The organism is Psychrobacter sp. AOP31-B2-9 (assembly GCF_052378005.1).
In the GTDB taxonomy this organism is placed as follows: Bacteria; Pseudomonadota; Gammaproteobacteria; order Pseudomonadales; family Moraxellaceae; genus Psychrobacter.
This window is the reverse complement of the sequence record NZ_JBQSXG010000046.1, coordinates 1-24,886: the sequence shown is the minus strand read 5'-3', so window position 1 is coordinate 24,886 and position 24,886 is coordinate 1. Positions and strand designations below refer to the sequence as shown.

Below are 24,886 nucleotides of genomic sequence, written 5' to 3'. Positions count from 1 at the left end.
CTGCTATTGAGGAGCACCGTTGTTTTCAAACAACTTCAGCAGCTCTTCACGCATACGGTCACGCTCTGCTTCTGACATCATTGGTGCGTTTGGCTGTTCCTGTTGTAAATAAGGTTGTCCCAGACTCTCACCTTCTGCCACCACAGGTAGCTCAAGCGTCTCTTGTTCTGGACGTTGCTCTAGCTTAATCGTGACCTGTTTGTTACTACCATCACGCAGTACCTGAACATTAAGTGCCGTATCAGGCGACTTTCGAGCCACATATTGAATGAGCGTATTGGCATCAGTCATCTCAATTCCATCAATGGTCAAAATCACATCACCAACTTTAAGACCACTTTTGGCCGCTGGACCTTGAGCGATGACATTCAGGACTTCTACACCTGTTGATGTCTCTAACTGAGTCGGATCACGAAGCTGCGACTGCACCTCAATACCCAACCAACCTCGACTCACCTTGCCATCTTTAATTAAGGCATTCATGACCTGCTCTACGATAGAGGTAGGAATGGCAAAACCGATACCTAGAGAGCCACCAGACTGTGAGAAAATTACGGTATTGATACCGACTAGCTCACCATGAGCATCAACCAATGCTCCGCCCGAATTACCGGGGTTGATAGCAGCATCAGTCTGAATAAAGTCTTCAAACTTATTCACCCCTAGTCCAGTACGACCAGTCGCTGAGATAATACCTTGGGTCACCGTCTGCCCCACACCGAATGGATTACCAATAGCAAGTGCCAAATCACCGACACGAATGGGGTCTTCGCGGAATCCTAACGGTGTCAGCCCATCTAGATCAACTTTAATAACCGCCAAATCACTGTCTGGATCGGTTCCAACGATTCTAGCGCGACTTTTACGACCATCGGTGAAAGCAACGGTAATCTCATCTGCTTTTTCGATGACATGGGCATTAGTCACGATATAGCCATCTTCTGATACAATCACACCTGAGCCCAAATTGGTATTGCCTTGCTCTTGTGAAGGACCACTATGGAACTCAAAAAAACGGCGCAACACTGGATCATTCATATAAGGATGCTCGGCTACCGTTTGCGTGGTATAGATATTGACCACCGACTGTGATGCACGGGCCACTGCATCATGATAAGAAGAAATCGGAGCTGGCGTATCCGAAACGGGTTCTGATGCTTGTTGTTCAGTTGGTGTACTTCTCGGTGGCTCCCACGTCGCCTCTGACGTTGTTTTCATACTCGTGAACAACCAGATAAATGCTGCTAAAACCAGCAACAATAAAACCCAAGGTAACCACCTTAATAGAGATGCTTTATTTTTGGTGCTTCGGGATGACGACATATAAAACCTCTATAAATTTTATGCAAACAGACGATAATAGATAAAGAGAGACCATTGCCCTGAGAGCCTAGTCAATCAAGCCAGCTCATACACACAAATTATAACCGCCAACAATACCAAATAGTAACGTATCGTGTACCATTTCAGTTAGTCAGTTTGTCTACTCTTTTACACCACCATGTTAAAATGGTCATTATACAAAACTATTGATGAGTTGCAATTGTTCAAACAACTGCAACAATGATAAGGGCTCACTATGACAGCTATCGACACTTCAACACCAACATCCAATACGTCCATTACAGCAGAAGCACTGACACAGTTTTGCAATGATTACTTATCAGCCCATGCATTCAAAGATTATGCGCCTAATGGCTTGCAAGTAGATGGTGGACAGTCTATTAAGCGTATCGTCACTGGTGTGACTGCCTGTGAAGCCTTGATTGATGCGGCCATTGCAGAGAATGCCGATGCTATTATGGTACATCATGGGTATTTTTGGAAAGGTGAACCTGCTACGATCACTGGTATGAAAGGTCGACGCATTCGAAAATTGATGCAACATGGCATTTCTATGATTGGTTATCACCTACCGCTTGACGCACACCCTATCATCGGCAACAATGCCAAGTTGTCTGAAGCGTTGCAGCTGACTGTCACTGGTGCGCTTTATCCCAATGAGTCACATCCAGTTGGCAATATTACTACTTGCACGCCCCAAAGCACTGGCGATCTCATTGCAAAAATCACTCAAGCATTGGGTCGCTCGCCGTTACATATCGCAGCTGATTATCATGCAGACTCTTCTACTAAGACCAGTAATAGGTTAATAGAACGGATAGGTATCTGTACTGGTGGCGCCCAAGACATGATTGAACAAGCGGCATTGATGGGCTGCGATGCCTTTATCTCTGGTGAGATATCAGAGCGCACCACACATATCGCACGTGAGCTTGGGATTGATTATTTTGCCTGTGGTCATCACGCGACAGAACGTGGTGGTATTCAAGCATTGGGACATATCATATCTCAAGAATTTGATGTGCCTGTGACCTTTATTGATATTGATAACCCTGCATAACATCGCAGTCATGACAGCTTGCTTGACATTAAGCTTTTTAAGTTAAGACCAAAAACAATAATGATTATTATTCTTACAATCAACGACTTATCGGTATTTTTATGCTAATAAATGCACCAAAAAAGAGCCGTATTTTGATTATCTGTCGTTTGATTGTTAAGTTTTCTCGCTATTTCCTTAACCACACTTGAATAATCTAGAAAATATCTTCATATTACTACCCGAGCAAAGAGCGTCTTGTCATGAGGCGTCCCATTTACTATAGCTTCCGGTTATGGCGCTTAAATGAGGTAAGTCTTTACAACTTCGCTACTTATTACGGTCAACGAAGCAGTGAATGACTGACCAAAGAGTACATTATGTTTTCACAATGTCTAGGGTCTATTGAACATTGTATTTTAGTTGCATAATGTCTCTTTATTTTAGTGTCGCAACAAGAGCTTAGTGATATCTGATTGATGGTCTGTGTTAATAGGTATTCTATTGACTATCGATTAGGTTAATTCGCTGACCCTTGTTGCTGAACAAAAAATATAGATACCGTTCACTCTGCCACTTATTATTTTAAGAGTAGATGGTCTACCTATATTGGCGTAGAGAAATCAGACGTATAGATTCCTGATTCACTTCTATGCTTTGTTTCAATAGCTTATTTCATGACCTTACCTATAGTTGAGGCAGTTTGGAGCTGCTTTGGCTATATGTTTAATACCCTACTGTTTTGCTGTTAGCCTTATCTAAACACCCATGAAGGAATCATACGATTTACGTCCTTTGCGGTGTTTTATATGCGTTTATATTTTTAGAAATTGACGCAAACAGATAACGGACTGGTTCAAAAGCAATGACAATGATGCAAATAACGTATCTAAAGTTCGACAGTAGCATTAAACAAGCAATATCGTACTTATATAATTAAAAAGTATGACATTGTCTAAATATGATTTCGGTGCTTGCGCCTCTATTAGCAAGCATTTGCTTCATGTTTTTGGGTAAGTAGGACGGCTAAAATTAGGAGACATCCATGCAGCGTATTACTTATCGTGTAAAAGTATCTGCGCAAGGGGCCAAACGCCGTATTTCTTATTTACTGCGTCCATCTAAACGCCTGCTGAACACTGAAAGTAACATCGTTTCATCCGTTACCCCTACCATATCTACCCGCTTGGCCAGAACCAAAAAGTTGGCACAAGTCTCTAGTATCGCCCTTCTCTCACTACCTGCTGAGAGTTTAACGATAATGCGTGCACCTGTACCAGCCTATGACCATGTCATGTTGGAGCGCACATTAACAGTCGCTGCTGTACCAGGCGACAGTACCTACTTTGCCACTGATGGCTTTCAACATGGTTTTGGCTTTGATTTGGTGCGTAGCTATGCCGATGAGCTAGGTGTAAATGTCAATCTAAAGGCCTATGCTAGTGAGGAAGCGGCACTAAAAGCCTTACGATCAGGAGCTGCGGATATGGCATTAACAACAGCCAGTACTCAGCTAAAGAGCAAATATAATTTATCTTCTGTCAATGTCAGTTGTGGCTACGATGCTAGCCTGACTAAGAATGGCTTGCATCCAAAGGTCAGTTGGACATTCAACTCATCAACCGACCCATTGTCAGAAAAAGCCAGTTACTTCTTGTGTGATAGCGTTAAACTACAAAACACACAAAAGCTGGCAGCTTTTTATAACCAAAACTTGCTAAAAGATGCCTATAGTCAGGATCATTTCAAAAAAACCCTGACAGAAAAGCTGCCCGACTACCAGTCTTCTTTTGAAGAACAAGCACGTAACTACAATCATGATTGGGAATTATTGGTTGCCATGGGCTATCAAGAGTCACACCTTGATGCCAATGCTGTCTCACCAACAGGTGTACGTGGTCTAATGATGCTGACCAATAACACTGCCAAAGCAATGGGCGTGTCGGATCGCGTTGATCCTTATCAAAGTATCGGTGGCGGTGCGCGTTATTTAGAGCAGATGAAAGATGAGTTTTCTGATGTACCAAAATCTGACCGGATTTGGTTTGCACTAGCAGGTTATAACATGGGCCCCAATGCCATCAAAAGCATTCAGCGCAAGCTAAGAGCCGAAGAAATTGATGATAAAAGTTGGGCTAACGTTTATGCATATCTGGCCGAAAACAGAGCGTCTAATAGCCGCTATGGTCAAGCGATGCATTATGTGAGTAACATCAGAAGTTATCTAGAGACTATTAAAACTCAAACGGTCTAATCATAATAAATTTGAGTGAGAACCTGTCATTAATTCGTATATAGTCAAAGTACTTTTAAATCGCTACAGTGCTGCTGGGATAAGTTTTTCGCAGCCTCTATGAATACAGCAAGCAAGTAAAATTTATACCAGTAGCACCATAATACAATCGTATCGGTTTTATGTTTCTTTGACTATATTAAGACACTTGGTAGGCTTAAAAATAAAAAATCTGCTCTTATAAAGAGCAGATTTTTTTTGCAGTTCTCACAAGATTGATCATTACTATCATCGCAAATCTATTCTCAACGATTCGGCACTGTCAGACGCTGACCACGCTGTAGCATAGTATCTGCAGCAATATCATTCATATCGGCCAACTCTTTGGTGGATACATCATATTTACGTGCTAAGCCAATCAAACTGTCTCCTGACTTAACCGTATAGCTAACCGTCATTTTTGGCACTTTCAATGTTTGCCCACGTTGCAGCTGTGCATTAGTTGCCAAGCCATTGGTTGCTGCTAGGTCTGCTACTGAGACCCCAAATTTACGTGCTAAGGCAATCAAACCATCACCCGATTTGACGGTATAATTTTCGGTATTACTCAGCTTCTGACCATTACTACTCGTGGTATTATTATTGCTGCTACTAGTAGCACTGCTTTTACTAGCAGTCACACTACCACTGGCAGGAATGGTAATCGTACGACCAAGTATCAGGTTAGAGTTGGTTTGTAGGTTGTTCGCTGATGCCAAATCACTCAAACCAATATTATAACGTTTGGCCACACCCGTTAAGGTATCACCAGATTTGACTTTATAGCTGACTGACTTATCATTCAGCTGACGATCTACAAGCTCTTTGGAAGCTGGTACTTTAATAGTTTGACCACGCTGCAACCGAGCGTTGGCATCAAAGCTACTATTCACCGCAGCAAGCTCTGTTGCAGTAATACCAAGACTATTAGCAATACCAATCAAAGTCTCGCCCGATTTCACTTTATAGTTAGTCGTCGCGACTGAACTTGCGCTGCTTTGGTTATTAGAGCTACTGGTAGTGTTTGTCGTAGCTTTAAAGTCAACGCTCTCAGGTACTTTAAGTGTCTGACCAACATACAGAGTATCTGTCGTACTGATACCATTAAGACTGGCTAACGTAGTGGTTGGTATATTGAACTGACGCGCAAGGGCAATCAAACCATCACCCGATTTTACTGTATAGTTTTTAGTGGCTGTACTTGATTGAGTGGTTTTAGTAGAAGGCTCAGCAGGTGTCGTCGCTACTGATTCCTTGACATTACTACTCGCACTGCTCAGCGGCTCAATGGTTTTAGCATTGTATAAATACAAAGTACTACCCGATAATAGATTGGCATTGGCATCTATTTGGTTCCATTCTGCGATATCTCGCCAGCTCACACCAGCACGGCTAGCAATATTAGATAACGTGTCACCACTCTTGACTGTATAGGTTGTACGTGTGCCTTCTGGTTTTGGTTTACTAACTGGCGTCTGGGCAAAACTTAGCTTCTTCTCTTCACCACGAGCTTCTAGAACAGACTGCTGTGTTTGTACAGCGGATAGATTGATATTGCCATCTGCATTAATCACATCAGTTTCAGATGAGTTACTACGAATTTGATTGGCAATAAAGTCACGCTCTGCTTTGCTTAGTGGTGGCTCTTGTACAATAGTATTGTTTGGTGTGATCTGTGCCGAAGTGGTTGGTAGGCTATTACTACTTTTGAGCTCAGCATTGATTTTATTGGTCTCTTCAGTCGTCAATGGAGGCTCAGACGACGCTGAGCTATTGCCATATGAAGAACTGCTGGTCGATGGTGAGATATAACTCGTTGTCTGCTGAGGTACGCTGGCACTTGCAGCATAATCAGCCAATTCATTACCAGTAGATGGTAATGAAGAAACAGAATATGGCTTGTTATTATAACTTGGTGTGGTTTCTGTCGTGCTTGGCGTTGCTGCTGCAAGCACATTACCTGTGCCATTACCTCTCAATTCACTTAATTTCGCATCAACATTCAGACTCACATCATTAGGGATGATAATGCGCTGCGGGCCTGAAGTGTCCACTCTTCCAGATGTTAGCGCTGTATTTAATCTTTCTAACTCATCATAACTCACACCTGTCAATTGCGCTACTTCAGACAAGCTAACGCCATAATTAACCGGCACACTACGGAAATGCTGACGGTTGGCAATAGCGGGTAGATAAACACCATACTGTTCAGGATCGGCAACGATCTCAGCAACGGCCAAGAAGCGTGGTACATAGTTCATCGTTTCAGTAGGTAGTCTGAGCGACCAGTAATCGGTCGGTAATCCTTGAGCTTCATTCGCCTCAATAGCCTTTTGTACGCGGCCAGGACCTGCATTATAAGCAGCTAATGCCAACTCCCAACTGCCGAACTGATTGTGTAATGCAGTCAAGAAATCATAAGCTGCACGCGTTGATTCAATCACATCACGGCGACCATCGTAGGTACTGCTTTGATTCAAGCCATAAATACGACCAGTACTTGGGATAAACTGCCATAAACCTGCGGCGGCGGCGCTACTAGTACCACTTGGATCATACGAACTCTCAATCACGGGTAACAAAGCGAGCTCTGTCGGAATATTGCGACGCTCAGCCTCTCGTACGGTATGATAAATATAGCGACTGGCACGTGCCGTCAAACGATTAAGATAATCCTGTCTACTGGTAAACCAGCTCTTTTGTCCTTCAATACGCTGATTATAGATAGGTTGACCACCATTCATGCGATAACCAGCACGTAGGCGATTCCATAAATCACCATATTGTTGAATAGCAAGCTTATTACCTTCTACCATAGTCATATCAGTGGCTTCTAATAAGTCAGCCAATTCATCCAAACTTTCTGCATCCAAAAATTCGGTCGAATAATCATCACTCGTCGCACTAGATTGATTGGTAGCAGGTTTAGTAATGACAGACGAGCTATTGGTTGTACCATTATTTGTTACTGTTGACGTACTGCTACAAGCACTAATCAGTAACGTTGATACGGCAAGCGTCAATGGTAACGCGATAAATGAACGAGAGGTTGATGGTACAGTAGACATGATATTGAAAGTTTCCTAACGACAAGAAGTGATGAGATAGAATTGTTTGATAGTATAGTATGCAATATAGCGTAAAGACCAGCTAATATAAAAAGATAATAGTCATAAGTTGAGTTTAGTCGTGTCCAAATTTCTCAACTAAAATAACTGACCAATCACTCATTAAGACGTCCACATTATCAGCCATCATTGAATATCAATAAATGATGACGGTCATTTTGAGTATATTTATTGAATATCGATATATTTTCAGTGGCTTTTTCAGTGCCTTGATTTTCAATGGCTAAATCATTCACACAATCGTAAAGCAGGGCTCAACTGCTAGGGTGTGTCCTCATTTTGAAAACACAGCCTAATGACTAGTCTAGTTAATCGTAATCTGTGATACCGCACGTAGCAGTACCGCGTTACCAGTTGATAACGTTAATGTCACTCTTGATGTGGTGACAAAAGAGACTGTTCGACCATCCTTTACCCAGCTCTCATTGGTTGTTACATTTGCTTTGGCTTTATCACCTGTAATGACAATATTATCTACAGAGATGTCATAGCGATAATTAGAAGTGTCATTCCAACTGTCTTGTAACAATTTCAAATAGGCATCTTTATCCAAGCTGGTAGACTTACCCTTTCTAGACAATGAAATCAGCGCATCATCAGAGACGAGACGAGACACCTGAGTGACGTTTTGGCTGTTCGCTGATGACTTCATCGCTGATGCATAGTTCTGTACCAAAGCTTCGGTCATGGTCGCCGCCTGCGCACTGATGCTCACAGAACTTGCGACAGCAACTACAGCGGCCACACTGGTACTTTTCATCAATAGCACCAAAAGCCTCTTTCCCCATAATCGTTTCATGATAATCCTTAGCGATACTATTTCGTTGTTGTCGTATATCGATGCTTAACCTGTTTCTATCATTTCATTAAACACATGCATATTTATATAAAAAACAAACTAAGCGAGCTCTATTGCTCACACGCTTACCTTTAATAAGATACATGTAACTGTTTTTACAACAACCATTTTTTACAACAATCATTGTCATTACTGCATATATCCCTACTATTTTTTCAGTAGTAGCGACAGCGTTGTTACACCATAGGATGAGCCTATCATTCAAATCTCACAGCTATGTGACACCCTGTGTAATTATTGCGAATACTCGATAGGCTATGTTTACTAGCGAGCAGCTTAACATTAACCACAACCCATCTAAATAAGATCCAAACAGCTAGATACAATTAAGCTTCATTCTATGTTCTCATTTTTATCAGCATTTTTAAAATAGAAACACACTCTAGTCCATTCTACAACTTACTGTCTGAACTATTGTTTTCATCTTGTTCATCATCACTGAGCTTCATACCCAAACGCTCTACTCGTCTGTCCATCATTTGTCGTGCCAATGCCTGCATGTCTTCGACGCGATCTATTTCATCCACAATCTCTAAACCCAGTAATGTCTCGAACACATCTTCTAAAGTAACCAAGCCTTTGACTTCACCATACTCACCGACTGTAATCGCAATATGTACACGATTTTTGAGCATCAATTCTAATAAGTCAAATAGTTTCATTTTTGAAAATACAAAAGTAATATCACGCTTAAACTGGGTCAATGGCTTATCTACAGCATGATTCACTTTCGCCAATAACATATCTGTTTTTAATACAAAACCAGTGATATTATCCAAGTCACCATCATAAATAGGTAACCGTGAAAACGTTAGCTTTGGACGATCAACCAACAACTCAGCGACAGTTTTATTTTCTTCAAATGCAAGCATCACCGAACGTGGTGTCATGATATCTTCGACTTTAATAGCACCAAATGCTAGTAAATTACGGATAATTCGCGACTCTAAAGGATCAATTTGTCCTGATTCTTCACCAATACTGGCAAGAGCTGCAAACTCACGGCGACTGAACGCTTGTGGTTCTTTGCCGCGTACCAGTAGTTTTGTCAAACGTTCTGAGATCCAAATAAGTGGGTACAACAATAAGATAATGCCACGGACGAAATAGGCAACGATGCCGCTTAACTGACGCCAATAAACCGTACCAAGCGTTTTTGGAATAATCTCAGATAAAAATAAAATCGCCAATGTCATAATGGCAGAAAACAGACCAAACCAAGCACTACCAAAGACGATCGTCGCCTGTGCACCTGCACCGATAGAACCCAGTGTATGGGCCACTGTATTCAATGTCAAAATAGCTGCCAATGACTGGTCGATATTATCAACCTTTAACTGTCTTAGCATATTTGCTTTTTTAGGATTATTTTCTTGAACGTCAGCAATATAAGACGGTGTCATACTGAGTAATGAAGATTCAGCTAAGGAACAGACAAATGAGATACCAATAGCAATAACCACAAAAAATATCAATAGTAAGATATTAAAGGCTGTCGGCTCTGCTGATGCCTCAGCTGCAAAAGCAGGATATGGCAATAGCATCATGAGTATGGCCATCAGTACCGATAATCCAAATACTGACTGAGTACGACCAATACGCCTTAAATAGCGTGTCGGAGGAGGTTCTGCAGATTCGTCTTTGCGACAAGCGCGTGGACGACATAAATGAGGTGCAAACATAAAAGTGGTGAACAAATTGGGTAACCTAAACAGAAAAGAGGAAAAGGAATAATAATATTTATTATATCCCAATAAACAGTGGGCTGAATGCAGCCAAATATTGCCATTTGATAGTAGCATTGATGCTAAGTTTTCACAATAAGTCACTATTTTTAAGTCTTTATTTTTTGATACCTTTTATTACGCTACTATGACCTCATATTGACTAGACTAGGTTCAACACATCCTAAACCACAAATGGCAATAGTACCTAGCGAGGTCCTACCTACCTTAAGAAAAACACACTCAACTTATGATTAACAGTTACCAAGTCTGGGATTTTTTGTTACTATGCGTCTAATTTTATTTTTATCTATAATTTTATTGAGAGAGATATGGAACAGTTCGGTCAACTTTTATTACCAATCGCATTTTTTGCCATTTTTTACTTCTTGGTGATTCGTCCACAATCTAAACGTACTAAAGAGCATCGTGCGATGGTCAATGCGTTGACTGTTGGCAGCGAAATTATTTTTGCGGGCGGTTTAATGGGTCGTATCAAAGCCTTAGAAGGTGATTATGCGGTTGTTAGCTTAAACAACAATACTGATATCAAAGTACAGCGTGCATCTGTTATTTCAGTATTGCCTGCTGGCACTATCGAAAGCGTTTAATCGTTTTTTCTTAATGATTGTTTGATGGTCATATCATCAATAAATGTGATGTAATGACTAAAAAATGACCGTATATTATTTACGGTCATTTTTCGCTATAAAGTAGTGAGGCAAAGCAGTTTTATAAACTTATAAATAGTCTTTATTTGCTCTTTTGGGTTTGCTGTTCTTATGCATTTTTATCAAGGATACTTCCGATAATTACATAAAAACATTTCTGTATTATTTGCTTTACTATCACCGCGGATGATCGCAATGGCACATGATGTTTGCTACTAAATACAGCATTAAATCATTGCGTTCGCTAACTTCCCATCTGCTAACTTGTGGCCTACGTTGCCAGTCGTTTATCAACTTAAAGAAGTGATTATGCAATATCCCGCTTGGAAATACCTAATTATTGCCGTCGTACTAATGGTTTGCGGCCTATATGCTGCTCCTAACCTCTACCCTGACGAACCTGCTGTGCAGATTACTAGTGCAGCAGCAGGTACACAGCTGTCTGAAGAGATACTAACACAGTCGCAAACCTTGCTCGAAGAAGCGGGTTTAAATACCCACGATGGTACGTTTGAGGGCAACAGTGCGCTGGTGCGTCTTGACAACTCTGTTGATCAAGTAAAAGCCCGAGATGTACTGCGTCAGAACTTAGGTGAGAACTATGTAGTCGCACTTAACCTAGCACAGACAACACCTCAGTGGCTACGTGATATCGGTGCAAAACCGATGAAACTTGGTCTCGATTTACGTGGCGGTGTACGTTTTGTACTAGAAGTCGATATGGACAAAGCGCTCGAACAGCGTTTAACTGGTGCGAGTAGCGACATGAGGCGCGAGCTGCGTGCTGAAAAAGTTGCGGTCAAAGGCATTAAGACCGAAGGTCAAAGCGTGGTAATACATTTCGCTGATACAGATACTCGCAACCGTGCACAAAACGTTTTACAAGGGTCGATGGGCACCACGTTTAGCTTGCAGTCTTCTATTGACAGTCAAGGTCCGACATTAATCTTAGCGTATAATGATGCGACATTAGACGAGATAAACAGCTATGCGGTCAATCAAAACTTGACGACGCTACGCAACCGTATTGCTGAGCTTGGCGTTACTGAAGCTTTGGTACAATCTCAAGGCGCTAACCGCATCGTCGTAGAATTGCCAGGGGTACAGGACACTGCCGAAGCAAAACGTGTTCTTGGACGTACAGCAAACCTTGAATTCCGTATGGTCGCTGACGATGCTGACAACTATACAGGCGGTATTCCACCAGCTGGTACTGAGGCATTCCCATTTGAAACGTTAGATGGCCCTCCTGTATTACTCGAACGTCAGGCGATTGTCGCTGGTGACAAAGTCACCAATGCACAAACAGGTATTGATGAAAGTGGATCTCCTGAAGTCAGCATCACCTTAGATAGTGCTGGTGGTAAGCTGATGCAGAACGCTACACGTACCGCTGTAGGTAAACAGATGGCGGTACTGTTTATCGAAAACAAGCAAAGAATTACGTACGAAGAAGACCCAGAGACTGGCGAGACTACAGAAGTCAGAACGCCTTATGCTGAGACTAAAATAATTAACCGTGCCAACATTCAAGCAGTCCTAGGCTCATCTTTCCGTATTACTGGATTAGACAGTAGTGCTGAAGCCGCTGAGCTTGCTTTATTGCTACGTTCAGGTGCGCTTGCTGCACCTATGTACTTTGTAGAAGAGCGCACTATTGGCCCATCACTGGGTCAAGACAATATTGAAAAAGGCTTATTTTCTACGCAAGTCGGCTACTTGCTAGTCTTTGCGTTTATGATTGTCTTCTATCGTCTGTTTGGTGTCATCGCTAATATAGCGTTGGCAGTGAACGTTATTATCATTATCTCTGTTATGTCTATTTTAGGCTCATCACTTACCCTACCCGGCATTGCTGGTATTGTCTTGACCATCGGTATGGCAGTTGATGCAAACGTACTGATCTTCGAACGAATACGTGAAGAGATTGCAAACGGGGTACGACCGAAGTCAGCAATCGTGGCAGGTTTTGACCGTGCTTTTAGTAGTATTTTCGATGCCAACATCACCACTTTACTGGTTGCATTTATCTTATTTGCGATTGGTACTGGTCCGATTAAAGGCTTTGCGGTTACGCTAGCTATTGGTATTGTCAGCTCGCTGTTTACAGCCATTTTAGTAACACGCGCGCTGGTACAAATTGCTTACGGTAAACGTAAATCTATCAAACGTTTGAGCATCGGTTAGGAGAATACTATGGCGATCGATAAGAATAACCCTTTAGAACAACAGAACAATCCAGATCGAAATGGTTCAGGCGGCTCAAATAGTGATGCAAATAGCACAAACACGCGCCGCCGCAAAAAACCACGCCGTGATGGCAAGGGAAGCAATACAAAGACCAATAACCCTACCACAGCGGCATCGAGTAAAAGTAAAACTCGTCGCAGTGGTAAAAAAGGCACTGATAAAGACAGCCAAGCATTGGCTAACACTCAGGCCACGGTTTCTAACTTAGAAACCAATGATGCTGAAGATGATGCGGCCGCACAAGCTGAAGGCGGTATCAAAGCCATTGGCAACCAACGCATTATTCCTTTTATGAAGATAGAAAAACCTATGGCGCTTCTGTCTTTATTGATGGTCATTGGTAGTATTATTGCTATCGCCGTAAATGGGTTGAACTTAGGGCTTGATTTCACTGGTGGTGTCTCTGCAGATGTGCGTTATGAGCAATCTGTTGAGCAGGTTGACGTGGTTAATGCCCTAGCTGACAATGGTTTTGATGATGCCGTCGTACAGTATCTAGGGACATCTCAAGAGCTACTAATACGCTTACCGCCTCAGTCAGACAGTGTGGATGGACTCAACGATAGCCTTGATAACGCATTAGCACTGCCTAATAACAATGCTGAAATTAGCAATATTAATATTATTGGTAGCCAAGTGGGTAACGAAGTCTATTTAAACTCCGTTATGTCATTAGCATTAGCATTGGCCTGTATGCTTGGCTATGTTGCCCTACGTTTCCAATTCAAACTATCACTTGGTGCAGTGCTATCGCTATTTCATGATGCGATTGTCACCATCGGTGTATTTGCTTTGTTTGGCTTTCCATTCGACTTAACTGTTTTAGCTGCTATTTTGGCATTGATTGGTTACTCATTGAACGACACGATTGTGGTCTATGATCGTATCCGCGAAAACTTCCGCCGTGTTCGTGGCATTACGCCAGAACAGACGATCGATTTGTCATTGACCGAAACCTTGCGCCGTACGATTATGACCATCTCAACGGTCTTGTTAGTCGTATTAGCCATGCTGTTCTTAGGCGGTGATGGTCTATACTGGTTCTCAGTTGCACTCTTCATTGGTCTACTTGCTGGTACTTACTCATCCACTTATATCGCAAGTTCAATTCCTTTGCGTATGGGTCTATCGCGTGATGACTTTATCGTAAAAGTAAAACCAGAGTTTGAAGAAGAAATCGTCACTTTTGATGATCCAAAAATGTTTGAATAAGACAGGATTTCATATCATTCAATCATACGAGTAGCTGACTAAAGTGTTAGAACAAATGTAAAATTCGTTATAAATAATAGTAATAACGTTTGAATAGAAGCACCTGACTCATCAATAGTGAGTCTAGGTGCTTTTATCTTTGTAGTGGTATTTGCTCTAAAAAACACATTACCTTATCCTCAATATTTTGTACTTTTAGTATAAACGAGCCAAAAATGACGATGACGCCATCTAACCCTTTGTCCTCCATAGATACCCGCTATAGGCATATTATTGCTATTGCACTGCCTGTATTACTGGCCAATCTGGCCATGCCATTACAGAGCGTTATTGATACCGCGATCGTCGGCAATATGAATGATACGGCAAAGCTTGCTGGTATGGGTTTGGCGATACAATTACTGTCTTTATTGCTTGTCAGTTTTAACTTTTTACAGTACGCCTCATCTGGACTATCAGCACAAGCCTTAGGGCAGATGGCAAGTCTTCCTGATAATTCTAATAGGAATATAACAGCGAATTTAAGCCCATCCCCCCTACTGTCGATCTTACAACGTGCTTTATTGCTGGCATTTATTATCGGGGTTGTTTTACTGTTGGCAAAACCTTGGTTGATTGATTTTGGCTTACAGGCTTTGTCAGCCAACCCAGACAGCGGCAGTGCTGCACACTCTTATTTGGATGTAAGGTTTTGGGGCGTTATCGCTGAGTTGATGAACTTTGCTTTTATAGGGTGGTTTGCTGGTCAAGGTAAAACACGCTATATGCTCTACCAACAAGGATTTATCGCCGTACTTAATATTGTTCTGACGTTGTTTTTTGTTTTTACGATGCAGATGGGTTTGGCGGGTGTGGCTTTGGGCACCACTATTGCTTTTTGGTGTGGTGTAATATTGGCACTAGCGTTAAGTCGTCAGCATTTGCGAATATCTTGGCAGGCTATGTTTGTTACAGACTATCGGTATTTCACAAAAGATAAAATGCTTAGGCTATTTTCATTAAATAAAGATATTTTTATTCGCACCTTAATCCTAACTTTGAGCCTTGCTTGGATTACTCGATTATCTGCACAAAGTGGTGATGTCATACTAGCCGCCAATGCTATTTTACTTCAAGTATTGAGTATTTCAGCCTTTGCTCTCGATGGTGTGGCTGTCTCTGCCGAGACACTAAGTGGCCAAGCAGCTGGTCGACGTGATTGGACGGGTTTTCGTACTATCGTCAAGCGCACAGGTATTGTTAGCTATGGTCTTGCCCTTACGTTGAGCGCGATATGGTGGCTAGTCATGCCCTTTTACTTGCAGTTTATGACCAATATTGATTCTGTCTTTACATTGGCTTATGAGTATCATATTTATGCTGTATTGCTACCTCTCGTCGGCGTTGGCGCTTATTGGTTAGATGGTATATTTTTTGGTTTAACAGCAGGCAATGTCATTCGTAATGCCGCATTGATACTAGCAACTATTTTCTTCCCACTGAGTGAGCTGCTTTATCAACAGTGGGATATTACAGGTATTTGGCTAAGCATTTGGGCTCTATTACTCCTCAGACTGGCCATTTTAGGGATTTTTTTATACCGTGCTCATCAAAGTGGCAGCTATGAAAAACTACAACCAGAGAGTTAAGCTTGTCTTTCACTGAAGACTACCTCTTATAAATAGCTGTCTCTTATAAAGACAAATTAGATTACCTACCTTTTCTATAAATTACTTTTAGGATCTGATGTGACAACTCATTCAGACGAATTGCTTAACACATATAAAACCAACTATGACTGGGTTGAAGGGTTTAAAAAAAGCTTGCCTGTCGCAATGGGTTACTTACCTGCGGGTATTGCTTTTGGAGTACTGGCTCAAGTGGCTGGCATTCCTATATGGGCAACGATTATGCTCAGTATCGTATTATATGCTGGTGCAGCTCAATATGCATGTTTGCCTATGCTAAGTGCTGGATTACCAATTGGCAATATCGCAACCAATATCGCCGCGATCAATTTACGCCACGTATTTTATGGTATGCCATTATTACAATACCTGCCCAAAAACAAACTGGCCAAAACCTATTGCTTATTTGCACTAACTGATGAGACGTTTTCAGTGATGACGAGCTTACCTAAAGCCGTACGTCCGTCTTTAATACTGCCAATCAGTCTCTTTAACCAAAGCTGGTGGGTTTTAGCAGGTGCTATCGGTGTTATGATTGGTAGCACTCTCAGCGACTTGGTACCTCACTTGGATTTTGCTTTGGTTTGTTTGTTTGCTATTTTGGCCTATGAACAATTTCAAAGCATCAAACGCTACTTCCCAATAGGTATTGCCGTAATATCATTAGTAGTAGCGTCTTTGTTTACCAGTAATTGGTTGTTATTGGTCGCCATCAGTATTTGTATGATGCTGATTTTAGTGCGTGGATTTTGGGTACAGCGAGACATAAAAGAAAAAAGCAATATGGAAGGAGATATTGATGAGCAGTAGCTATCTTATTATTGCAACGTTTGCTATGGCTGCTGTTACTTTCATGACTCGCGCTCTTCCCACATTGATACCAAAAAAAATATTAGACACACCTTGGCTACACCGATTGAATGAAAGTTTGCCGTTATCAGTCATGGTGTTACTCATTTTAACCAGCTTATCTTATAACGATCTATCTGCAACTACAGGATTAGACAGTGCAAAGCTACATTTACTAATGGCTCAAGTTGGTGCGCTAATATTGGTATTATTTGTTTATCATATTAGCCGTCAATTATTAGTCAGTATGATTGTCGGTATCGCAGCCATTAATGGATTTCTGTGGTTATTTACTATCTTATGGGGCTAAATTATATCAAACCTAAAAGGTATGATTGGCTGTGTCAAAATCACAAGCCTACCATGTGTAACGCTTACGCAGATAGAGACTACGCAAAATGTAGCCAGTATCGCTATATTTAACGATAAAAAAGGCCAGATTCTAGTAAGAATCTGGCCTTTTATTTTCTGAGAATGCTTTCTAACTTCCATTTTTTAGAACAATTATTACTTACTGCTCTTCGACACCCATCATATCGACTGGAGTATCAGCAACTATTTGAACTCTTCTTTTACCTGTCTTGGCTGTATCGTTTCGTTGCTCTTGTAGGTGGTCAAGATAGGCTTCATTGATCTGGCCGGTGATATAACAACCATTAAATACAGCACAGTCAAAACCTTCAACTCTACTATGCTTGGTGTCTTTTACCGCATCAATCAAATCATCTAAATCTTGGAAAATCAGTCTATCAGCACCAATTATTTCACGCACCTCTTCCACAGTATGGCCTGATGCAATCAGCTCACTGCGGACTGGCATATCAATACCATAAACGTTTGGATACTTAACTGGCGGCGCAGCACTAGCAAAAAATACTTTATTAGCACCAGCATCTCGAGCCATCTGGATAATTTCATGACAGGTCGTACCACGAACAATAGAGTCATCAACCAACAGTACGTTTTTACCTCTAAATTCTAACGGTACCGCACTGAGTTTTTGGCGGACAGACTTTTTGCGTTGCTGCTGACCTGGCATGATAAACGTACGACCGATATAGCGGTTTTTCATAAACCCTTCACGGTATTTAACATTCATCTTGAGTGCTAATTCCATCGCTGATGTACGTGAGGTATCTGGGATAGGAATTACCACATCAATATCGTGATTGTCACCCCACTCTGTCATGATTTTATCTGCTAGCTTTTCACCCATACGCAAGCGAGCTTTATAAACTGAAATATTATCCATGATTGAATCTGGACGAGCAAAATAGACATATTCAAAAATACAAGGAGTGTACTCTTTTGGCGCTACACACTGATGAGTATGTAGTTTATGATCCAAATCAATAAAGATAGCTTCGCCAGGTTTGACATCACGAATGATGCTGAACCCAGAACCTGTCAATGCCACTGACTCTGAAGCAACCATATATTCGGTGCCACCATTTGGTGCCATACGTTTACCAAAAATGAGCGGGCGGATACCGTTTGGATCACGAAAAGCAAGTAAACCATGACCAGTAATGAGTGCAACAACACCATAAGCACCTTCAACGCGACCATAAACTGCGGTTACAGCTTCAAAGATATCGGCAGGCGTTGCTTTGGTTTTGCCTAGATTTTGCATTTCATGAGCAAGGACATTTAGCAATACTTCAGAATCTGAGTCAGTATTCAGATGACGGCGATCTTCGATGTATAAAGATTTGGCCAAGCTTTCAGCATTGGTCAAGTTACCATTATGTGCAAGCGTAATACCATAAGGTGAGTTAACATAAAATGGCTGAGCTTCAGCACTGCTAGAAGTACCCGCCGTTGGATAACGCACGTGACCAATACCGAACTTACCGACCAGTTTTATCATATGGTGATTCAAGAAAACGTCACGAACCATACCATTTTCTTTACGTAGATAGAGTCGTCCATCCTGCAAAGTTACGATACCTGCCGCATCTTGTCCACGATGCTGCAACATCGTTAAGCCATCATAAAGAATCTGATTGACTGGCTCATGAGCTGCAACCCCAACGACTCCACACATAGTTATATCCTATTTTTACCCATACATTAGTATTAGTACTACATAGTGGCAAGGTTTTTAGCAACACACTGTCAAAAATGTGCGCTATCACTTGCCGCCGACCTGATAAAATTTACTAAATATTTAACAACTACTTATCTTTTTGGCTGTCAAAAAACAAGTATCCATAAATCATAGTGAATGATTTATGGAGCTTAACTGCGACCAAAAATTATTTTTTCAAGAACTATCTTATGACTGATTAACTTGATCCCAAGCCATACCAAGCACATCTGAAACCAATGCCTTACCCATCGGTGCGTAAGGCATTAGTTCGGGCGCCAATATTGAGGTTTGCCATTGCGGCATCTGTACCAATAACGGTGCACTCACACTCAAAACAACTAAGACCATCAATACGTTTTTGGCGGCACCAAGAACACCACCTGCCATCTTATCAATGATTTCTAGACGTAACGTTTTGAGTACGCCCGAAAATACAAACGCGACTAAGTGCATGATTGCTAATATAACAATCACTACCAATACAAACGCCATGGCCATTTGTAAAACGGGGCTTTGTACAATACCAGATAGCTGAGGTGAAAACACGCCTGCCAAACGTGTCGCAGCGATAAGCGCAACCAACCAACCAACTAAACCTATCGCCGTCTTAATCAATCCCGCCTGAAAGCCGCGCCATAAGCCAACTAAGACAACAATAGCAATCACAATATCTAGACCACTCATGTTTTGTGCCTCATACCCTATTTATTTTTATCAAGTGTTTACTTAAATCGTATGACAAGGTAATTTTTTGGTTATTCAAATAATTTTGGTTATTCAAACGATAATGCCTTAGCGAGTCGCTTAGCTCTCCATAGCATCGTAATAGCCGCCGATTGCCTGAATACAAGACTGTACCAAGCCAGGTCCTCGATAAATTAGACCTGTATAAAGCTGTACCAAGTCTGCACCTGCTTCAATTTTCTTAACCGCTTTGACACCACTATCAATACCACCAACACCTATCAACGCAACTTTACCATCTAACTGATCAGAAAACTGTTGTAAAATCTGCGTACTAATATGGCTCACAGGACGACCAGATAGGCCACCCGCTTGATCTCCATCGCGTAAATCCTCTACACCAACGCGACCCAAAGTCGTATTTGTCGCAATCAAACCATCAATCTCAAAATCTATCAGCTGCTGTGAGATATAGTCTACTTGTAACGGCTCTAAATCAGGAGCAACTTTCAGTACCAATGGTACATAAAAACCATACTCAGTCGCCAATTGGCTATGACGATTTTTGATGGTATCTAAAAGCTGAGTCAATGCTTCGCCACTCTGTAAGTCACGTAAATTTTTAGTATTTGGCGAAGAGATGTTAACAGTAATATAGGAGGCATGCGGATAGGCACGCTCTAAGCAATAAACGTAGTCATCAGCTGCCTGCTCTACTGGCGTATCAGCATTCTTACCAATATTAATACCGATATTACCTTTATACTTGCAACGTTTAACATTTTCGATCAGGTAATCGACACCTTGATTATTAAAACCCATACGGTTAATAATGGCATCTGCCTGTTTTATTCTAAACAATCTTGGCTTATCGTTACCTATCTGAGGCCTTGGGGTAACCGTACCCACTTCTATAAAACCAAAACCCAGCTCAGCCAACGCATCAATATAGTCGCCATTTTTGTCCAGTCCCGCAGCTAAACCAACTGGGTTGGCAAACTGCAACCCCATGCAGTCTGTTGGCTGCATCGACTGGCCATACACCAAACCTAAAACACGTGCTGTATGAGCTTTATCCAGTAAAGACAAGGTCATCTCGTGGGCGTGTTCGGGATCCATCTTAAACAAAAAAGGACGAAGTAAGGCATAAGACATAGTAATGACAGACCCTGCTAAAAAGAAATAGTGAGTGGAAAGTGCGAATAAAATCGAGCGCTGCGATTATATCAGCTTAACAGAAATAAGAGCAAAGTTTCATGCGGAAAATTTCATGAAACGGTAGCATCTATAGATGAATGGCAAAACAAGGGTTATTAAGGCACAGGACGACTATCAGTCAATGCTATCCAGCCACGAACAATACGATATAGATGCCAAATAAAAGTAAATGTCATAATCAGCAAACCAAATCCAGCCAATAGCAATGAACCAATAGCGGTATGGCTACTATCAGCTAAAATACTGACACCAAAGCCACCCAAGGCAAATGTTATGATGACTATACCGATTACAAACCAAACGACACTGTACCAAAAAGTCTTAATCTGCCAATCAAAATGCGTCGCCAACCAAGTGCCATCAGCGTCATGACGCTTGGCATAGTTCATCACAATTGGCAAAATCCAAAGCAGCCCTGCTGTAAAATAGCTGACCACATATAAAAAATAAGTAATGTGGTTATAAGTGGTGAGAGAACTGCGCTTATCAGCGCTCATATTATCATTCACATTGTTACTCGTCATATTATGATGTCTTTGCGGTAGAGGTTCATAATTATCATTATCAGCAGTATTCGTCTGTGTACGAAGCCGCTCATCCCTGTTGTGATTAGGAAAGTCATTCATTGTAAAACCCTATATGTGGCAGTGGCTAATAATTACTTAATTGTGCCAAACCGACCGTTTTTCAATAAGGTTATCTCCAGCAGGTACAGCAAACAAGCGATAGAATATACTTAAATCCAATACAATATATATTTTAAAGTATGAGCGATAGTCCTAAGCAACGATTAGGGTCTGTTGAACATTCAAATGTGGTACTGGCAGTGACTATTTTTTAGACAATATGCAGTGAAATTTTTGAGACCTAGTCATTCTAGGTTAAACAATTTCGCCATATATTGGCAAAAAATAGCACTGCCCTGAAAGGCTGAGGCTAAAATCACCCCAAACGTTGTTGCAATCCTAGCCAAGGTCTCGACATTATCGTCGACTTGCGCCTAGTTTGGTGCAATTTTAGCGATCAGCAGTCCTAATATTTGAATGTTCAACAGACCCTAATAAGGTTGATCTGGTACAAAACGGTCAACCTCCTTTGCCATACCAGCCATCACAAAATCCATCTCAAATACCCTTGCTTCTGCTAAAGAAAACGACTCGGGATAATCACCCGTTAGCAAGCCAGCAATATAAGCAACGATAGACATGTGACACACAACAACCAAACATTCAGCATCAATATTGCCAATATCTATCAGTGCCTGTCGCGCATCATCAGCAGGCGTGATATTGTCCTGCACAACCGACGACACGGTTTGCGCGCGTAACTGAAACTCCGCTAATGTTTGTTGTGCTCTGTCATAAGGACTGACAACGAAATAATCAGGGCTGTAATAAGTCGTCACATACTCTGCCGTCTGTGCCACTTGCTGTCGACCAAAATCAGTCAACTGGCGAGCACTATCAGGACGTGACTCATCTTCTGCTTGACCATGACGTACTAATATAATTTTCATACGCTTCCTTACTGCACTATCATTATGATGTTATGCTCAGAATAACCCACCTAAAAACAGTGCCTTAATTTAATATACAGTGCTTTACTGACCATCAGTATTACCACTTATATCTTCATCGCTCGACGTCTTCATTTGTTCAGTCAATGCTGCATTGCTATGATCATGCGCCATCACAAACTCAACGTCACTTCGGAACCCTGCTTCCATGAGATGTAACGCTACACCTAATGCTGCTTTGTCTTCGTAGATGACGGCGTAAAGCGCATGAGTAATAGGCATATAAATACCTTGCTTAGTGGCTTTCTCATGCACTTGCTGAATGGTATTAACCCCTTCGGCTGTCTGGCCCAGTTTTTTGACTGCTGCATCAATACTCATACCCCGACCGAGCATATTGCCCACGCGGTAGTTGCGACTCAGCTCTGAGCTACAAGTGGCATACAGATCGCCGACGCCTGACAATCCTAAAAACGTGAGTGGATTGGCACCTGCTTCCACACCAAAACGACTCATTTCTGCCAAACCACGGGTCAATATCATGGCCTTGGTGTTTTCGCCGACATCGTACGCCGCTGCCATACCCATCGCAATTGCATAGATGTTTTTGAGTGCACCGCCTAGCTCTACGCCTTTGACATCATCACTGGCAAACACTCGAAAGAACGCACTGTGTAGTGCAGCCTGAACAGCATGGCGCAAAGGCTCAGATTCACTAGCGATAACTGTCGCCGACGGCATGTTTTTCATGATTTCTATCGCTAGGTTCGGCCCTGACATGACACCGAAATTCACTTCTGGCAATACATCTTTAATAATGTCACTCATCATTGCAAAGGTGTCTTTTTCCATCCCTTTGGTTAATGACACAATCGACTGTCCACTGATAAATGGCGCGATATTTTTTAAGGTCTCTCGGAATGCCAAACCTGGCACTGCAATAAAGATAATGTCTTTGTCTTTGACCGATGCTGCCAAATCATGACTATACTTTAAGCGATCATCCAGCTTATAACCTGGCAAGTATTTTTTATTGGTCTGAGTTTTTGCCATTGCTTTTACGGTGCGCTTATTACGCACCCATAGCGTGGTATCACAACCGTTTCGTGCGGCTAAGTTTGCCATTGCCGTACCAAAACTACCACCGCCCAAAAATGCCAAACGCAGCTTGGTAGGATTGCTATGAATCTCTGCCATATTTTTTGCGACTGCTGCCTCTACTGCACTAGGATTTAGCTTCTTACGGCCAATACCTGATTTGGCCGCACGCTCGATAATACCTGCCAACAGACTGTTTTGCTTTTCAGGCGTATGGTTATCGGTGGCGCTGTTATCGTTAGTGGTTTTTTTATTGCTATCATTAGAACTGGTCATATTCTTGTATCCGTGTTGACTGGCCGATCATTAATAGAACTTGTCATGGCTTGGGTATTTTTAGCTGCTGAGACTGACTGTCTATTTAAATGATAACGTTATTAAACAAAAAGTACTCAAAGGCATTATGACTCAAACCTTACTAATGGCTCAATATCAGTTGCTTTACGTGTGGCTTCATCTGCAGGACTGGTACCAGTATAAACAAAGGCCGTTACATAATCATTTGAGCCAACATCAAAATAGGCTTTCACCGCTGGTTCGTTACACAATAGACCAGTACGCCATACGGTACTATATCCTTGCGCTTTAAGAGCCAAAATAAGATTTTGTACAGCAGCACCAGTACTGAGTATTTGCTCAAAAGGCGGAACTTTTTGGTGCGCTTGCATTTTAGTGACTACTGTAATAATCATTGGCGCACGCAACGGTATATTAACAGTTTTTTCAATGTCTTTTTCAGACAACACCTCTCCTTCTTGTATCGCTTTTTCTTGGGCCGCTCGAGCCAATACACGACCCAATTCATGACGCGCATCACCTTGTGTCACAACAAAACGCCAGGGCTGTAGCTTCTTATGATCTGGTGCTGTGGTCGCACATTCAATCGCTGTTTTAACTTGTGCATAAGTGGGTGCTGGTGCATCCAGATTACCCATACTGCGTCTTGAGTTGATCCAGCCAATCATTTCTTCACTAGTAATCGGCATACTGTCAGTGGTCACGTCTTTGATAGACAGTTTTTTATCATTGTTGTCTGATGTAGTCATTGCTACTCCTTATTTGTTACCCCACTCTCAACTTGAAATAAGCAAATCAAACTGAAGAGGCGGATTACCAAGTTTTTTGTTGAGTACAAAGCATAGATTATGTGACAGAATTTTACGAATCAATCGATGAGACAAATGCCATAAATCTCTTGCTCGTACCTTTTGTATATTAAATCGTTCTGATAGCTGACCAATGACTGTTTCAACGATACGGCGA

The 24,886-nt window shown here is 41.7% G+C and carries 19 protein-coding genes and 1 pseudogene; 8 read left to right on the top strand and 12 right to left on the bottom strand.

The features are described 5' to 3' along the window. Positions 1-3: 3 nt before the first annotated feature. Positions 4-1,323 (bottom strand): S1C family serine protease, encoded by a 1,320-nt coding sequence (locus ACT3SX_RS07230; RefSeq protein WP_192518714.1) that lies wholly within the window; start codon positions 1,321-1,323, stop codon positions 4-6. Between the two features lie 256 nt (positions 1,324-1,579). Between ACT3SX_RS07230 and ACT3SX_RS07225 the strand changes: the two genes are divergently transcribed. Both ACT3SX_RS07225 and ACT3SX_RS07220 read left to right on the top strand, forming a co-directional pair. Next, positions 1,580-2,404, top strand: a complete 825-nt coding sequence (locus tag ACT3SX_RS07225) for a Nif3-like dinuclear metal center hexameric protein (protein WP_192518715.1) — start codon at positions 1,580-1,582, stop codon at positions 2,402-2,404. A gap of 1,024 nt (positions 2,405-3,428) precedes the next feature. Beyond that, positions 3,429-4,637, top strand: a complete 1,209-nt coding sequence (locus ACT3SX_RS07220) for a transglycosylase SLT domain-containing protein (RefSeq protein WP_192518716.1) — start codon at positions 3,429-3,431, stop codon at positions 4,635-4,637. A 284-nt stretch (positions 4,638-4,921) separates the two neighbouring features. On the opposite strand, the gene ACT3SX_RS07215 is transcribed toward ACT3SX_RS07220, so the two are convergent. The 3 genes from ACT3SX_RS07215 to ACT3SX_RS07205 all read right to left on the bottom strand — a co-directional run bounded on the left by ACT3SX_RS07215 (position 4,922) and on the right by ACT3SX_RS07205 (position 10,201). Beyond that, a complete protein-coding gene (locus tag ACT3SX_RS07215; RefSeq protein WP_192518717.1) occupies positions 4,922-7,723 on the bottom strand; it encodes a LysM peptidoglycan-binding domain-containing protein in 2,802 nt (933 codons plus the stop codon). 364 nt (positions 7,724-8,087) lie between these two features. Then, positions 8,088-8,582, bottom strand: a complete 495-nt coding sequence (locus tag ACT3SX_RS07210) for a hypothetical protein (RefSeq protein ID WP_192518718.1) — start codon at positions 8,580-8,582, stop codon at positions 8,088-8,090. A gap of 452 nt (positions 8,583-9,034) precedes the next feature. Beyond that, positions 9,035-10,201 carry a CNNM domain-containing protein gene (locus ACT3SX_RS07205; RefSeq protein WP_413038435.1) on the bottom strand — a complete coding sequence of 389 codons (1,167 nt, stop codon included), beginning with the start codon at positions 10,199-10,201 and terminating at the stop codon, positions 9,035-9,037. Between the two features lie 497 nt (positions 10,202-10,698). Here ACT3SX_RS07205 and yajC point away from each other — a divergent pair, with 497 nt between their 5' ends. The 6 genes from yajC to ACT3SX_RS07175 all read left to right on the top strand — a co-directional run bounded on the left by yajC (position 10,699) and on the right by ACT3SX_RS07175 (position 17,325). Further along, positions 10,699-10,977, top strand: a complete 279-nt coding sequence (gene yajC, locus ACT3SX_RS07200; protein WP_192518719.1) for a preprotein translocase subunit YajC — start codon at positions 10,699-10,701, stop codon at positions 10,975-10,977. A 369-nt stretch (positions 10,978-11,346) separates the two neighbouring features. Next, entirely contained in the window at positions 11,347-13,224 is a 1,878-nt protein-coding gene (gene secD, locus ACT3SX_RS07195) for a protein translocase subunit SecD (protein WP_192518720.1), read from the top strand. A 9-nt stretch (positions 13,225-13,233) separates the two neighbouring features. Beyond that, the gene (gene secF / locus ACT3SX_RS07190) at positions 13,234-14,499 is read left to right on the top strand and encodes a protein translocase subunit SecF (protein WP_192518721.1); all 1,266 of its coding nucleotides are present in this window, start codon (positions 13,234-13,236) and stop codon (positions 14,497-14,499) included. Between the two features lie 215 nt (positions 14,500-14,714). Further along, a complete protein-coding gene (locus ACT3SX_RS07185) occupies positions 14,715-16,127 on the top strand; it encodes an MATE family efflux transporter (protein WP_192518722.1) in 1,413 nt (470 codons plus the stop codon). Between the two features lie 186 nt (positions 16,128-16,313). Then, positions 16,314-16,976 carry an AzlC family ABC transporter permease gene (locus ACT3SX_RS07180; protein WP_192518745.1) on the top strand — a complete coding sequence of 221 codons (663 nt, stop codon included), beginning with the start codon at positions 16,314-16,316 and terminating at the stop codon, positions 16,974-16,976. Then, positions 16,966-17,325: an AzlD domain-containing protein gene (locus ACT3SX_RS07175; protein ID WP_192518723.1), complete on the top strand. Its 360-nt coding sequence runs from the start codon at positions 16,966-16,968 to the stop codon at positions 17,323-17,325. The genes ACT3SX_RS07180 and ACT3SX_RS07175 overlap by 11 nt, the downstream gene beginning before the upstream one ends. 201 nt (positions 17,326-17,526) lie before the next feature. Here the strand turns inward: ACT3SX_RS07175 and purF are convergent, their stop codons facing one another. The 8 genes and pseudogenes from purF to ACT3SX_RS07135 form a co-directional block, all read right to left on the bottom strand. Further along, the gene (gene purF, locus ACT3SX_RS07170) at positions 17,527-19,062 is read right to left on the bottom strand and encodes an amidophosphoribosyltransferase (RefSeq protein ID WP_192518724.1); all 1,536 of its coding nucleotides are present in this window, start codon (positions 19,060-19,062) and stop codon (positions 17,527-17,529) included. Between the two features lie 231 nt (positions 19,063-19,293). Next, positions 19,294-19,791 carry a CvpA family protein gene (locus tag ACT3SX_RS07165; RefSeq protein WP_192518725.1) on the bottom strand — a complete coding sequence of 166 codons (498 nt, stop codon included), beginning with the start codon at positions 19,789-19,791 and terminating at the stop codon, positions 19,294-19,296. 120 nt (positions 19,792-19,911) lie between these two features. After that, on the bottom strand, positions 19,912-20,946 hold the full coding sequence (locus ACT3SX_RS07160; protein ID WP_192518726.1) for a quinone-dependent dihydroorotate dehydrogenase: 1,035 nt from the start codon (positions 20,944-20,946) through the stop codon (positions 19,912-19,914). A gap of 158 nt (positions 20,947-21,104) precedes the next feature. After that, positions 21,105-21,533: a DUF4870 family protein gene (locus ACT3SX_RS07155; protein ID WP_442069654.1), complete on the bottom strand. Its 429-nt coding sequence runs from the start codon at positions 21,531-21,533 to the stop codon at positions 21,105-21,107. Between the two features lie 533 nt (positions 21,534-22,066). After that, positions 22,067-22,525, bottom strand: coding sequence for a SixA phosphatase family protein (locus ACT3SX_RS07150; RefSeq protein ID WP_192518728.1), 459 nt, complete (start codon positions 22,523-22,525; stop codon positions 22,067-22,069). Positions 22,526-22,609: 84 nt separating this feature from the next. Next, the gene (locus ACT3SX_RS07145; RefSeq protein ID WP_192518729.1) at positions 22,610-23,899 is read right to left on the bottom strand and encodes an NAD(P)H-dependent glycerol-3-phosphate dehydrogenase; all 1,290 of its coding nucleotides are present in this window, start codon (positions 23,897-23,899) and stop codon (positions 22,610-22,612) included. Positions 23,900-24,024: 125 nt separating this feature from the next. Next, positions 24,025-24,609: a nitroreductase family protein gene (locus ACT3SX_RS07140; protein ID WP_413038436.1), complete on the bottom strand. Its 585-nt coding sequence runs from the start codon at positions 24,607-24,609 to the stop codon at positions 24,025-24,027. Positions 24,610-24,696: 87 nt separating this feature from the next. After that, positions 24,697-24,886: pseudogene (locus ACT3SX_RS07135) on the bottom strand (IS982 family transposase); the annotation flags it as partial.

Coding starts and splice junctions, on each gene's coding strand:
- secD (WP_192518720.1), top strand. CDS start 11,347: ATGCAATATCCCGCTTGGAAATACCTAATTATTGCCGTCGTACTAATG.
- ACT3SX_RS07140 (WP_413038436.1), bottom strand. CDS start 24,609: ATGCCGATTACTAGTGAAGAAATGATTGGCTGGATCAACTCAAGACGC.
- yajC (WP_192518719.1), top strand. CDS start 10,699: ATGGAACAGTTCGGTCAACTTTTATTACCAATCGCATTTTTTGCCATT.
- ACT3SX_RS07215 (WP_192518717.1), bottom strand. CDS start 7,723: ATGTCTACTGTACCATCAACCTCTCGTTCATTTATCGCGTTACCATTG.
- secF (WP_192518721.1), top strand. CDS start 13,234: ATGGCGATCGATAAGAATAACCCTTTAGAACAACAGAACAATCCAGAT.
- ACT3SX_RS07175 (WP_192518723.1), top strand. CDS start 16,966: ATGAGCAGTAGCTATCTTATTATTGCAACGTTTGCTATGGCTGCTGTT.
- ACT3SX_RS07145 (WP_192518729.1), bottom strand. CDS start 23,899: ATGACCAGTTCTAATGATAGCAATAAAAAAACCACTAACGATAACAGC.
- ACT3SX_RS07155 (WP_442069654.1), bottom strand. CDS start 21,533: ATGACGAGTAACAATGTGAATGATAATATGAGCGCTGATAAGCGCAGT.
- ACT3SX_RS07150 (WP_192518728.1), bottom strand. CDS start 22,525: ATGAAAATTATATTAGTACGTCATGGTCAAGCAGAAGATGAGTCACGT.
- ACT3SX_RS07210 (WP_192518718.1), bottom strand. CDS start 8,582: ATGAAACGATTATGGGGAAAGAGGCTTTTGGTGCTATTGATGAAAAGT.
- ACT3SX_RS07165 (WP_192518725.1), bottom strand. CDS start 19,791: ATGAGTGGTCTAGATATTGTGATTGCTATTGTTGTCTTAGTTGGCTTA.
- purF (WP_192518724.1), bottom strand. CDS start 19,062: ATGTGTGGAGTCGTTGGGGTTGCAGCTCATGAGCCAGTCAATCAGATT.
- ACT3SX_RS07225 (WP_192518715.1), top strand. CDS start 1,580: ATGACAGCTATCGACACTTCAACACCAACATCCAATACGTCCATTACA.
- ACT3SX_RS07160 (WP_192518726.1), bottom strand. CDS start 20,946: ATGTCTTATGCCTTACTTCGTCCTTTTTTGTTTAAGATGGATCCCGAA.
- ACT3SX_RS07185 (WP_192518722.1), top strand. CDS start 14,715: ATGACGATGACGCCATCTAACCCTTTGTCCTCCATAGATACCCGCTAT.
- ACT3SX_RS07180 (WP_192518745.1), top strand. CDS start 16,314: ATGGGTTACTTACCTGCGGGTATTGCTTTTGGAGTACTGGCTCAAGTG.
- ACT3SX_RS07230 (WP_192518714.1), bottom strand. CDS start 1,323: ATGTCGTCATCCCGAAGCACCAAAAATAAAGCATCTCTATTAAGGTGG.
- ACT3SX_RS07205 (WP_413038435.1), bottom strand. CDS start 10,201: ATGGCCATACTCATGATGCTATTGCCATATCCTGCTTTTGCAGCTGAG.
- ACT3SX_RS07220 (WP_192518716.1), top strand. CDS start 3,429: ATGCAGCGTATTACTTATCGTGTAAAAGTATCTGCGCAAGGGGCCAAA.